The sequence below is a fragment of the Mesorhizobium sp. LMG17149 genome (genome assembly GCF_024518695.1).
In the GTDB taxonomy this organism is placed as follows: domain Bacteria; phylum Pseudomonadota; class Alphaproteobacteria; order Rhizobiales; family Rhizobiaceae; genus Mesorhizobium.
The window spans coordinates 1-13,224 of sequence record NZ_JANIFL010000024.1; the positions used below are offsets into that span (position 1 = coordinate 1).

The 13,224-nt window shown below is 58.7% G+C and carries 9 protein-coding genes; 4 read left to right on the forward strand and 5 right to left on the reverse strand.

Annotated features, from left to right (window positions below; all coding sequences use genetic code 11):
* Nucleotides 1-286: 286 nt before the first annotated feature.
* From NP945_RS31700 to NP945_RS31715, 4 genes are all read left to right on the forward strand, one after another.
* Entirely contained in the window at nucleotides 287-1,531 is a 1,245-nt protein-coding gene (locus NP945_RS31700) for an FAD-binding oxidoreductase (RefSeq protein ID WP_245459658.1), read from the forward strand.
* Nucleotides 1,532-1,548: 17 nt separating this feature from the next.
* A complete protein-coding gene (locus tag NP945_RS31705; RefSeq protein WP_127403234.1) occupies nucleotides 1,549-2,430 on the forward strand; it encodes a dihydrodipicolinate synthase family protein in 882 nt (293 codons plus the stop codon).
* A gap of 26 nt (nucleotides 2,431-2,456) precedes the next feature.
* Complete coding sequence (locus NP945_RS31710; RefSeq protein WP_127403235.1) at nucleotides 2,457-3,071, forward strand: short chain dehydrogenase; 615 nt, start codon at nucleotides 2,457-2,459, stop codon at nucleotides 3,069-3,071.
* Between the two features lie 369 nt (nucleotides 3,072-3,440).
* Nucleotides 3,441-5,891: an FAD-dependent oxidoreductase gene (locus NP945_RS31715; RefSeq protein ID WP_256748505.1), complete on the forward strand. Its 2,451-nt coding sequence runs from the start codon at nucleotides 3,441-3,443 to the stop codon at nucleotides 5,889-5,891.
* A 503-nt stretch (nucleotides 5,892-6,394) separates the two neighbouring features.
* Here the strand turns inward: NP945_RS31715 and NP945_RS31720 are convergent.
* From NP945_RS31720 to NP945_RS31740, 5 genes are all read right to left on the reverse strand, one after another.
* Nucleotides 6,395-7,588 (reverse strand): glycine betaine/L-proline ABC transporter ATP-binding protein, encoded by a 1,194-nt coding sequence (locus tag NP945_RS31720; RefSeq protein WP_127403238.1) that lies wholly within the window; start codon nucleotides 7,586-7,588, stop codon nucleotides 6,395-6,397.
* An 86-nt stretch (nucleotides 7,589-7,674) separates the two neighbouring features.
* A complete protein-coding gene (gene proX, locus NP945_RS31725) occupies nucleotides 7,675-8,646 on the reverse strand; it encodes a glycine betaine/L-proline ABC transporter substrate-binding protein ProX (protein WP_127403239.1) in 972 nt (323 codons plus the stop codon).
* Between the two features lie 38 nt (nucleotides 8,647-8,684).
* The gene (locus NP945_RS31730) at nucleotides 8,685-9,611 is read right to left on the reverse strand and encodes a proline/glycine betaine ABC transporter permease (protein ID WP_127403240.1); all 927 of its coding nucleotides are present in this window, start codon (nucleotides 9,609-9,611) and stop codon (nucleotides 8,685-8,687) included.
* Between the two features lie 302 nt (nucleotides 9,612-9,913).
* Complete coding sequence (locus NP945_RS31735; RefSeq protein ID WP_127403241.1) at nucleotides 9,914-11,563, reverse strand: ABC transporter substrate-binding protein; 1,650 nt, start codon at nucleotides 11,561-11,563, stop codon at nucleotides 9,914-9,916.
* A 58-nt stretch (nucleotides 11,564-11,621) separates the two neighbouring features.
* Nucleotides 11,622-13,193: a trimethylamine methyltransferase family protein gene (locus NP945_RS31740; RefSeq protein WP_129554576.1), complete on the reverse strand. Its 1,572-nt coding sequence runs from the start codon at nucleotides 13,191-13,193 to the stop codon at nucleotides 11,622-11,624.
* Nucleotides 13,194-13,224: the final 31 nt, after the last annotated feature.

Here is a 13,224-nt window from a genome sequence, read left to right on the forward strand (position 1 = left end):
CGAAAAGCGAATGCGTCGAGGGGACAAGATTGCGAAGCTTGGACATGAAGCAGGTCTATATCAGATGCTATATTTTCCGTCTACGAGACCAACAACACATGGTCTATTCGAAGCTGGAACAAGGCAGAGCGAGCGGTGCACTACCCACCGGCCGCCTTCACCGAGCGAGTTGGCAGTGAACTCTTTGAATCAAACAAAGACAAGAGAGCGTATTGTCGTCCAAGCACCGCATCCGGAGCCAACAGTCTCAGGGTGGTACCGCACGTCGGGACCGGAGCTACCCTTGGTGCCGCAGCAAGGCGATGTCACATGCGATTGCCTGGTCATTGGCGGCGGCTGGATGGGGCTTCACGCGGCCCGCCGATTTGCTGAACTCAACCCCCAGTCTTCGGTAATCCTCGTCGACGCCGGACGTATTGGGGACAATGCATCGGGGCGGTGCATGGGCTTCGTCATCGATCTCGCGCACAATCCCCGAAAACGCGACTTCGTTGAAGACATTAGGGGAAACAAGGAAGAGCTGTACGTCAACCTTGAGGGCATCGCCTACATTCGAACCGCCGTCGAGGAGCATGGGGTAGACTGTGATTGGGACCCGCAGGGGAAATACCACAGCGCGGCCACGTCTCACGGCGTTGCCGATCTACACCGCTTTTCGGAGGCGCTCGATAAGCTCGGACAAAAGTACAGCTGGGTTGAAGCCCCTGAAATTCAGTCGATCACCGGCAGTAAGCACTACGTCAAAGCTTTGCATCACCCTGGCACGATTCTGGTCCAGCCTGCGAAGTATCTCAAGAACGCCGTAAACAGCCTCCCCGAGAACGTTACCATCCATGAAAACACCGCCATTGTGGCGGTCCAGTTCGGTGCGCCGAAGCACATCTGCGAGACGCCTGCTGGAACAATCAGGGCTTCGAAGGTCATCATCTGCGCATCGGGTTATCTGACGAGATTTGGCTTCTTTGAAAACCGAGCCATACCGCTCTACACGTTCGCGAGCATGACCAGACAGCTCACTGAGAGCGAGCTTTCCAACGTGGGCAACAAGCGAACCTATGGGCTTATTCCGGCCGATAGCTTTGGGACGACGGTGCGACGTACTATCGACAACCGTCTTTTCCTTAGAAACGTTTACTCGTATGCGACTAATTTCAAAACAACCAAACAAGATGTCCTTAGGGCGCGGACCCAGCAGCAGGTAGCATTTGACCGCCGATGGCCCGGGCTTTCGTCAATCGGCTTTGAGGCCAGCTGGGGTGGTCTGCTTACGCTCGCGCAAAATGGCGGCATGGTCTTCGGCGAGTTGGCGCACGACGTCTATGGTGCCGCCTTCTGTAATGGAACCGGCGTCGCTAGAGGGGCTGCCTTTGGCAAGGCTGTCGCCGAACTGGCCACGGGGCAATCTTCGGCTGTGATCGATATCCTGAAGACGCGGGCCGCTCCGAGCAGGACTTATCCGAGACTTGTCACATCAATGGGCGTCCGGTTCGTCACGGCTCTTCGTTTCAGGCAGGCAGGCGCGGAAGTCTAGCAATAAGAGGAACGGCAATGGCGGACCTGAAGGGCATCAATCTTGCAATGCAGACACCGTTCGAACCTAACGGTGCGATCGATTACGGCCTCTTCGAAGAGTTGATCGAAAAATACGTATCGGCGGGAGTTCACGGCTTGGTTCTTGGGGCAGGTACAGGCCAGCACCCTTACCTGACCGAGTCCGAATGCAATCGGCTCTACGAGCTCGGGGCGAAGCGCATCGCAGGACGCTGCAATGTTGTCTGCCAGACCTCGGCCCTGAATATGGACGAAGTCATACGGCGGTCACAGCAAGCTGAATCGGTCGGCGCGGACGCGCTGATGATTTTGCCGCCGTATCTCGAAGGTCCGTCAGAAGAGGATGGAATTTTCAATTTCTACAGGGAAATCGACGGGGCGGTTGGCGTGGATATTGTGGGCTACAACATCCCGCAGGCTACCGGGATCGCGGTTTCGCCACGCCTTTTTGATCGACTGAGCGGTCTCAAGCATTTCAATTACATCAAAGATAGTGCCGGCGACTTCACCGTGCATCAGGAGTATCTGCAGACGGGAGGCAAGGTGCTAAATGGTTGCGATACAACAACCCTCTATGCGCTGATGGCAGGCGCGCGCGGTGTTATCTGGGGCGCAGCAAACTACATGCCTCTTGAGGCTGTCGAATTGTACAACCTTGTGGCAGCGAAGGATTTGGAGAGGGCTCTGGCACTTTGGCAGCGGATGCTGCCCTCGTTGCTTTTTATCTGGCGGGCACCCTATACGCCTTCTGTCCTGAGAGCCGCGCAACTGCGCGGCCTCGGAACCGGGAATGTCCGCAAGCCACTGGCAAAACTCTCGGCGGACCAGGACATGGCGCTTCGCACCGCACTTGCCCCGCTGTTTGAGGTCGCCTCCTAGCCGTCAGGTTATCCAGGGGAGTCTCTATGCGAATTGTCCTGGTTGGTTCGACTGGGATTGTCGGGTCGGCCGTAGCGGCCGAACTTGGCAAGCGGCACAACATTATAGGAGTCGGGCGAACTAGCGGCTTATTCAACGTCGACATCGCCGAGCCGAACTCTATCGACCAATTATTCGACAAGATCGGTGCATTTGACGCGTTGATCTGCACGGCAGGGGCCGTGCACTACGCCCCGCTGAACCAATTCACGAATGAACAGTTCGAAATCGGGCTGCGCAGTAAGTTGATGGGGCAGGTCAATCTCGTAGCGAGGGGTCTCAAGCGTATCCGCGATCACGGATCATTTACCTTGACGTCCGGTCTAACCAACGAAGATCCCATCCGGCAGGGAAGCTCGTCCGCCCTGGTCAATGGCGCGCTAGACGGTTTTGTACGCAGCGCGGCAATCGAGCTTGGGCGGGGGCTGCGGATCAATCTGGTCAGTCCGACTCTCGTACAGGAGTCGGTTCAGCTCTACGGCGACTTCTTTCCTGGCACCGCGGCGGTGCCGGCGAGCGAGGTGGCGCTCGGCTACGTCAAGAGCGCAGAGGGCAGTCAAACGGGTCGAGTTTATCGCATGGGTTGGGTCAGAGACGCCTAATCTGACCAACAATGACGTCGCGCTAACGGAGGACAAGCATGCCCAGGCAACTCTGCATCGGAGGTAGGTGGGAACTCGGTGGTAGAGCGGCCCAATTTCGATGTGACAAACCCTGCGCATCGTTCTGCGGAGGGGGGCATCAACTTGTGGATGTCGCTCCATGAATAGGCAGCGGGTGGTCGGCTTAGAAAATGCCCATCAAGTCGCACTAGCGTCGTTGCAGGCGACAAGTGAATGTGACGCAGGGCGCCACTTCACCCCCGTGCCAGAAGGCCACATTCGCATCAGTCTCTGCCAGCCCGAACCCGTGCTGCAGGAAGCTGCACTTCGTCTGCGCCGCTTTGCTTCCAGCTACCGTCGCGAGGCAGCATGACCGCCAAGGCAGTTCCCGCCAAAGCAAGAGCGGTCATCATCGGCGGCGGCGTTTCCGGCTGTTCAGTCGCCTATCACCTGGCCAAGCTTGGCTGGACAGATATCGTGCTTCTCGAACGCAAACAGCTGACGTCGGGCACGACATGGCACGCCGCCGGCCTGATCGGCCAGCTGCGCGGCTCGCAGAACATGACGCGGCTGGCGAAATATTCCGCCGACCTCTACGTCAAGCTGGAAGCCGAGACCGAGGTCGGCACCGGCATGCGCCAGGTCGGTTCGATCACCGTGGCGCTGACCGAGGAGCGCAAGCACGAGATCTACAGGCAAGCATCGCTGGCGCGTGCTCTCGATGTCGATGTGCGCGAGATTTCGCCCAGGGAAGTCAGCGAGATGTACCCGCATCTCAATGTTTCCGATGTCGTCGGCGCCGTGCATCTGCCGCTCGACGGCCAATGCGACCCCGCCAACATCGCCATGGCCCTGGCCAAGGGCGCGCGCCAGCGCGGCGCCACCATCGTCGAGAATGTCAAGGTCATCAAGGTCCACAGCAAGGCCGGCCGCGTCGCCGGCGTTTCCTGGGCACAAGGCGAAGAGCAAGGCACGATCGAAGCCGACATCGTCGTCAACTGCGCCGGCATGTGGGCACGCGAACTGGGAGCGCAGAACGGCGTCACCATCCCGCTGCATGCCTGCGAGCATTTTTACCTCGTCACCGAACCTATCCCCGGCCTCACCCGTCTGCCGGTGCTGCGCGTGCCCGACGAGTGCGCCTACTACAAGGAGGATGCCGGCAAGATGATGCTGGGCGCCTTCGAGCCGGTGGCCAAGCCGTGGGGCATGGACGGCATAAGCGAGGATTTCTGCTTCGACCAACTGCCGGAGGACATGGAGCATTTCGAGCCGATCCTCGAAATGGGCGTCAACCGCATGCCGATGCTGGCGACCGCGGGCATCCACACCTTCTTCAACGGTCCGGAGAGTTTTACGCCCGATGACCGCTACTATCTCGGCGAGGCGCCGGAGCTGTCCGGCTACTGGATGGCGACCGGCTACAATTCGATCGGCATCGTCTCCTCCGGCGGCGCCGGCATGGCGCTGGCGCAGTGGATCAATGACGGCGAAGCCCCCTTCGACCTGTGGGAAGTTGACATCCGCCGCGCACAGCCGTTCCAGAAGAACCGCCGCTACCTCAAGGAGCGCGTCTCCGAAACGCTCGGCCTGCTCTATGCCGACCATTTCCCCTATCGCCAGATGGCGACCTCGAGGAATGTCAGGCGTTCGCCGCTGCACGAGCATCTGAAGGCGCGCGGCGCCGTTTTCGGCGAAGTCGCCGGCTGGGAGCGCGCCAACTGGTTCGCCCGCGAGGGCCAGGAGCGCGAATACCGCTATTCCTGGAAGCGCCAGAACTGGTTCGACAACCAGCGCGAAGAACACCTCGCGGTCAGGAATGGTGTCGGCCTGTTCGACATGACCTCGTTCGGGAAGATCCGTGTCGAGGGCCGCGACGCCTGCGCTTTCCTGCAAAGATTGTGCGCCAACGACATGGACGTCGCGCCGGGCAAGATCGTCTACACCCAGATGCTCAACCAGCGCGGCGGCATCGAGAGCGACCTGACGGTCTCGCGGCTGTCGGATACGGCTTTCTTCCTCGTCGTCCCCGGCGCGACGCTGCAGCGCGACCTGGCTTGGTTGCGCAAGCACGTCGCCGACGAGTTCGTCGTCATCACCGACGTGACGGCGGCCGAAAGCGTGCTCTGCCTGATGGGCCCGGACGCGAGAAAGCTGATCCAGAAGGTCAGCCCCAACGATTTTTCCAACGAGACCAACCCGTTCGGCACGTTCCAGGAAATCGAAATCGGCATGGGCCTGGCCCGCGCGCACCGGGTCACCTATGTCGGCGAACTCGGCTGGGAACTCTATGTCTCGACCGACCAGGCGGCTCATGTCTTCGAGGCGATCGATGAGGCCGGGGCCGAAGGCGGCCTGAAGCTCTGCGGCCTGCACACGCTGGATTCCTGCCGCATCGAAAAGGCCTTCAGGCATTTCGGCCACGACATCACCGATGAAGACAATGTGCTGGAAGCCGGCCTTGGCTTCGCGGTGAAGACCGCCAAGGGCGACTTCATCGGCCGCGATGCGGTGCTGCGCAAGAAGGAGACCGGGTTGAACCGCCGACTCGTTCAGTTCCGGCTGAAGGATCCAGAGCCCCTGCTCTTCCACAACGAGGCTATCCTGCGCGACGGCAAGATCGTCGGTCCGATCACGTCAGGCAATTACGGCCATCATCTCGGCGGCGCGATCGGGCTGGGCTATGTGCCTTGCCAGGGCGAGAGCGAAGCGGATGTGCTGGCCTCGTCCTACGAAATCGAGATCGCCGGCGAGCGCTTTGCTGCGGAAGCATCGTTGAAGCCGATGTATGATCCGAAGGCTGAAAAGGTGCGGGCCTGAGCTACAAACACCTATAGGAATGAGTGGATAGCTGCGCAACGCGTCTTCGCAAGGGATGCAGCTTCGATACGTAACGCGAGCAATTATACGTCAAGCGTCTAGGTGTCCGTATCCCCAATGTCGTCTCTTGTTGGGAGACCTTGAAAGTAGTGATGCTGGCCAAGGCCCGAGAGATATCAGCCCTAACCGCGGTGGAGCGGCTCAAGGCCTTGTAGGCAGACGTCCTCAGTACGGGTCCCTACGATCGACCACAGCCGTGGGTGGGTGGCAAGTCTTCAATAGGACCAATTTAAATGTGTCAGATCGGCGGTGGTAAAATGGGCGTGCGGATTTAAAGCCCGTTGCGTCCACCGCGCGTGGATCGCCCGGGCGGAACGTAAGTCATCGCCGCGAAAGGGCGACGGCGGGGTCCTTCACGAAAGTAGTTTCAGACTGTTCAGCATGCAGGGCGCCGGGGCACTGCGCGAGCACTTCTACTAAGCACGGGACAAAGGTCGGTTCGCTCATTTCTTGCCTTCGTCGCTGTGAGCAGAGAGCGCAGCTGTGTCCATATCGATTGATCTTCCAGGCCTTGTTGGGCGGATTGAGGGGGCAGAGCTGCGCCCGTACTGGCAAACTTTTCCCGATTTCAAACCACTCACGGCATCGGGGCTCGATATCACGCCTTGAATTCCTGAAAACAGGGCGCGCCGGGTGACGATGCCCGCCGGCTCGCCGCCGTCGTAGACTGCGATCAGATCGCCGCCATCCGCAGCGGTGCTGATCACAGCGGAGAGCTTGTCAGTGGTTTGCACGCGGGGGAGCGCCTGGAATTTCTTTTCAGAAAGCGTCGCTATGCTGTCCCGCGGCTGCATGATCTTCCTGGCAGTGACAAGATTGAGCAGCGAAATGCCTGAGACGAAATCAGCGACATAGCGGTCCTTGGGCGCGGTTACGATGTCTTCCGGCGTTCCCACTTGAACGAACTTACCATCCTTCATGATCGCAATACGATCGCCCAGGCAAATGGCTTCGTCGAGGTCGTGTGTGATAAACACCGTTGTTTTCTGGACGACCTCCGCGAGGTCTAGGAACTGCTGTTGGAGTTGGCGGCGGATCAACGGGTCGAGCGCTGAGAACGGCTCGTCCAGTAACAGGATCTGCGGGTCTGCCGCCATGGCACGGGCAAGCCCCACCCGCTGCTTCATCCCGCCCGAGAGCTCGTCCGGGTAACGCTCGCCCCAACCACTCAACTCAACGAGCTTGAGGTTTTCTTCCGCCACGCGGCGGCACTCCTTGCGTGATTTGCCTCGGAGTTCGAGACTGAGGGAAACATTGTCGTAGACGTTGCGGTGCGGCAGCAGCGCCATGTGCTGGAAGACCATGCCGACCGTCTCTGACCGAAGGGTCCGGAGTTCAGACGGCGAAAGTTTGTTGATGGCATTTCCGCCGATCCGAACCTCGCCTGCGGTTGGTTCGATCAGCCGATTGAGATGGCGGACAAGCGTCGATTTCCCTGAGCCGGACAGCCCCATGATGCAAAAGATCTCGCCGGGCTCAACCGAGAAGGACACATCGGCCACACCCAGAACGCAATCGAATTCTTCAAGGACTTGCCTCTTGCTGAACCCGCGATCGCGGGCCGCCGCGAGGGCTTCCCCTTTGCGCGTCCCGAAAATTTTCCACAAGCCGGAACAGACGATGGCGGGTACAGTCATGTGCGGAACTCTCGATAGTATGTTGTGCCTATCTTCAGACCGTAATCGGCCGGCGGATGCCGCCGGCCGATTTAAACCTCAGAGCCTCACTTGGCGGCCTTGGCTTCAGCGATCCACTTTTCCCAATCAGCGTGGTGAGCGGCGATCCAGTCGGTTGCGTGTTTCATGATCTGCTCGTTGCTCTTTTCACCATTGGCAACCTGCGTGTTTTCCGCGTTGACGTCTTCGACCGGAATCTGCACGAGTTCAAAGAACTTCTTGGCCTTTGGGTTGGCGTTCAGCCAAGTGGTGTTGGCGATAATCTTCTGATCGTTGACCGGGAAGCCGAGATTCCCGAGGCCCTGGACATCTGTATTGCCCGTCTGCCCATCGGGAAGAGAGGTGTTCTTGACGTTGAGCCAGACAACTTCCTTGCCGGGACGGAGAATCCTCGAGACCCATAGCGGTGTATAAGTGTAGTACAGTGTCGGCTTGCCAGCCTTGATGCGTTCGATCGCGTCAGGAATGATAGCAAAATAGCCGCCCTGCCTGTGTTCCACCGTGCCACGCAGGCCATAGGCGTCGAGCTGATGCTCGATCACGCGTTCGCAGCCCCAACCTGGGTCGCAACCGTAGAGGTCTGCCTTTCCATTCCCGTCGATGTCGAAGAGCTTGGCTTTCTCAGGGTCCCTAAGATCCTCGAGATACTTGACGCCAGTGGCGTCGGCCGTTTTTTTGTCGATCAGATAGCCCTGCAGACAGTTCTTGATAAGCGTTCCTAAGCGGACCAGCTTCTCGTCTCCGCCAGACTCCTTCCAGTACGCATCGTGAAGCGGAACCCAGTGCGCAGCGTAGAAGGTGAGATCGCCGTTGGCCACAGCGGTGTGCGCCAGTTGCACACCAACCTGTGAGAGTTCGGCAACTTCATAGCCGAGTTCCCTAAGGCCCTCATCCACGATGAAGGTCTGAAACAGCTCTTCTGTTTCTCCACCCCAGGCCGGCTTGACCTGATCTGCCATTGCAGGCAAGGAATAGCCAGCCATCACGGCTATGGCCAGCATCATAAATTTGATCGTCATCGGTTCCTCCCTTTCTGTGTGAGCAAATTGCGCAGCTTTTATCTTTGCTTATTGCCGGTGAGAGCTCTGACGAGTCCCACCGGACCCTGATGCCAGAGTTCGCCTGGCCTCCGCTTCTGTGTCGCCAGCGCGTGCGTCAAGCGATCGAGCACGATGGCGAGCGCGACGATGCCGAGGCCTCCGACCGTCGCTAAGCCTACATCAAGGCGGCCGATGCCGCGCAGCACCGTCTGGCCCAGTCCCCCAACAGCGATCATCGAGCCGATAACCACCATCGATAGCGACATCATCAGCGTCTGGTTGATGCCGGCCATGATGGTGGGTAGCGCAAGCGGCAACTGGGCCTTCCAAAGCAGCTGACGCTCGGTAGCGCCGAACGCGCGCATGGCTTCGATCACCTCTTCCGGTACCTGCCGTATGCCGAGGTTCGTGAGGCGGATCAGCGGGGCGACCGCAAAAATTACCGTAACGATCACGCCCGGAACGTTACCGATGCCGAAGAGCATCACGATGGGAACCAGATAGACGAATGCCGGAATAGTCTGCATTCCATCTAGGATCGGGCGCATGACCACAAACATCCGCTCGCTTCGCGCCGCCCAGATCCCGAGCGGAATACCAAGCATCACTGCGACGACGAGCGAAGTCAGCACAATTGAAAGCGTCGTCATGGCGTCCTGCCAGACGCCGATGAGACCCATAAAGATGAGAGCGCCGACGATAACCCCGGCGACGTTCCGCCCGCCGAACTGCCAAGCCGCCAGACCCGCGACGATGATCATCACCACCGGTGGGACCGAATGGAGCGCCAAGCCGAACCACTGCAGCAGCAGGTCGAAGGGCACCTTGATCGATTGGAACAAGGGCCTGTAGTGATCAACGATCCAACGCAGCCCGATAGTCATCCAATCAGCAACAGGGATCGCCCCGCATTCAAAAGGATCTAATAGCCCGCACTTACCCATGTTGCTGTTCTCCGGAAGCTTTCGTGATCGAACTTTGAGCAGGCTATGCTGCGATACGCCGGCAGAGTGCTTGGTCGATAGGCTCGCACTAAAAGGTAGTGGTAGACAGGATAAGCACTAGAGTTAATACCGAAACCTTTAGGGAATAAAGCCACGCCTCTACTCCTAAGCAGCATGTGTGCACTTATGCCCGCTTTATGTTGCCATTGTCCTACGATTCACTTGGTCTTATATTGCCAGTCTGCTCCGACCTTTTCGCTACGTCCAGCGAGGTCAGACCCTGTAGTCAGCGTGCACACGCTTCACGCGGCGAGCCAGACTTTTTGCAGATCCATTTGGAACGTCGGGTGAATTGCGTAGTTCTGCACCTTTGGGTTCATGTGGCCAATCAAGCTTTGCCAGAATGGCTGGATAAGAATCCCGGAGTCTTGCATGATTTCTTCAAGGTCTTTCATCAACTCGCGGCGTTTGTTGGCATCGCTGACCGAGAACGCCTCTTTGACCTTTGCGTCGAAGTCGGGATTGGAGTAGGCGGTCTCATTCCAAGCCTCACCAGTCCGATAAGCCAGCGCAAGGACCTGAATGCCGAGCGGCCGCATGTACCATAGCGTCAGCGAATAGGGGTACTTGGACCAGTCGTTCCAGTAAGTCGAGCCCGGTAGCACCGTGCGCTTGACCTTAAAGCCAGCCTCACGCAACTGTGCTGCAATCGCATCTCCGGTGTTTTTCTGCCAATCGGCGTCAATCGAAATCAGCTCGTGTTCGAAGTCGGCATGCCCCGACGCCGATATGAGCTTCTTTGCACCCGCAAGATCGCGCGTCTTCTTAGGTAACGGGTAATATTCTGGGTGGATCGGGCTAACGTGATGATTTTCGGCGACCGTGCCACGGCCGTTGAATCCGAGCTGGAGCACGACATTGTTGTCGACCGCCATCTGCAGGGCGTTTCGAACCCGCTTATCGTCATATGGTTTGTTCGCGACGTTCGTGCGGATGACCGCCGTCGTCGCGGTGGCCACCTCCGTCTTGATGAGATCCATTTTGTTCAGAATGTCGATGAAATCGCCCGGCGTCTCTAGGTTGAGATCGACTTCGCCAGAATCGAATGCCGACACAGTTGCCAGGAATTCGGTGCCATAGTCGATGAACTGCACCCCATCGAGCAGCGCCTCGCCACCCCACCACTTGCCATTCTCCCGACGCTTGACCTCGGCCTTGCTGCCTACCACATAAGACACCAATTCGAACGCTCCTGTTCCGATCGGCGATGCGACCGGGTCGGCGCCCGTACTGTCGAAGCTGTGATGCACGATTAGCCCTGGGTAGTCCGTGAAATTGGCGATGATGGCGATGTCAGGGTCGCTGAGCGTTAGCTTCACGGTGTGGTCATCGACTTTCAGTATCGCTCCGTCTCTGGCCTTTCCGGTTTTGGCGTCAGTCAGCCCGCCAACGCGCGTGGCCATCGAATTGCCCGGGACACTCTTCTCGCACCAGCGGTTGATGTTGAACACCACATCAACGGCGTTAAATTCATCGCCGTTGTTCCAGATAACGTCTTTCCTAATATGCAAGACGTATTCGGTGGCGTCATCACTGACCTCCCAGCTTTCAAGCAGGACAGGTTCGAAGGTAAACTCGTGAGTGTAACGAATGAGCGGCTCCAGCCAGCAACGAGCGATGTTGGCAGCTTGAACCCAATCACCGGTACGGGGATCCTTCTGCGCCTGCACAGCCATCGCCACGCGCAAGATCCCGCCTTTCTTCGGTTCAGCGGCGCGTGCAGGCTCAGGCAGTGCTGCACCGATCAGAGCATAGGCCATTGCGGCAGAAGCTCCAAAGGTGCTTGCGAATGCGAGGAATTCGCGCCTATCCATTTGTCCCGCTTTGACGTCGCTCGCCATGTTTTCGATGAAAGCCGGAACGCGATCCCTATTGCTTTTGAAAAATCCCATTTTCCTCACCATTGTTAGTGTTCCGGTTCATCGGTTTCATGGGCTCATGGCTGGGGGCTTAGGCGAGGCTTGGGGAAATATCCTCCTGGCGTTTCGCCACAAACGCATCGAGTTCCTCGCGGACGGCAGGGTCCATCGGCGGCTGCTCGTAGCTCGCGATGATTGCTGTCGCCTTCTCCCTGCAGCGCTGTGCCATGTCCTTGGAACCTTTGACCTTCCACTGCTCGTAGCTTAGGTAGTCGAGGATCTCCGGCGCGATGAACGCGTCCTTGAAGCGCTTGAGCGTGAAGGAATCTCCGAGATAGTGGCCGCCGGGGCCGATGCGGCGGACGGCTTCGAGCGCATCCTCGAAATATTCGAATGATATGCCCCGCGCGTATTTCTCGATAAGCAGGTTCTGTTCAGCATCGGCGATGAACTTCGCCATGCAGCACACCAGACCGGCTTCATCCCAGCCGCCGGCATGCATCATAAGGTTGGAGCAGGCGCTGGCGCCGGACATGTAGGCGATGGCTGATTCATAACCGGACTGGGCATCGAAGGTTTTGGCGGAGGATTGAGACGCAGTGGTTCGCCACGGCACGTTGTAGCGCCTTGCCAGTTGTCCGATGACGGCGTTGATCAGAGTAACTTCCGGCATGCCGGACATGGGGGCGCCGCTGCGCATCGACACCGAGACGGAATATTGACCGTAGATCATCTTGGCGCCTGGCGCGGCAAGCTGAGTATAGGCCAGCGCGGCGAGCGCCTCCGCATTCAACTGGGCGATCGTGGCGGGGATGTCGGCGGGAGTGTTGGCGGCGCCGAGCACGAATGGAGACAGCAGCACGACCTGGTTCGCGTCGACGAAGGCGCGAAGCCCTTCCAGCATGGTCGAATCCCAGACAAGCGGCGAGTTGCCCGACACGTGACCTATCATCACCGCGTTCTGATCCATAAATGCCTTGCCGTGCACGATCTGGCCCATTGCGATCGAGTCGTCGGCACGCTGCTTTCCGGTCGTCAGACCGAAGAAAGGCATGTTGGTTTCCACCAGGCTCGAATGATTGATGTGCAGATGGCGCCATGGCACGGCGATGTCGGTCGGCTCGCAGGTGAACCCGCCCGCGATATGGAAACCGGGCAGCATCTGGGTCAGCCGGTTCATGTTCCGGAGATCCTCGATCGTGGATGCGCGCCGCACGCCCTGAAGATCGCGGATGTTTGGCGCACCCTGCATGACGCCGAAAGTCATTGTATCTGGCGCGATCTCGAAACGCTGTGACGGATCGCGAGACGTCATTTCAAAACGGGAAGGGGCCTTGGAGATGAGATCCATGACCATGTCGCCCTCGAGGCGAACGCGGTGTTCACGGACATCCGCCCCCGCCTCTTTCCACTGCCTGATCGCTGTCTCATCTCTGAATTCGATCCCGATCTCGCGTAGGATCGCCAGCGAAGCCTGATGAATGCGCTCAAGCTGTTCGGCGTTGACGGCCTCCACAGGTCGGATTCCGTACTTGATAGTCGAGACACGCGGCCTTCTTTCAGCCTCCCGTGCCGCAACCACCGAAGACCGGCCTGTGCGGCGCCGGATTGCGGGAATATCAGTGTCCATCATCGCGTCATCCTGCAGCGGAATGACCGGCATCCCGCGTTAAACATCCGTGGCTCGGCCGTGT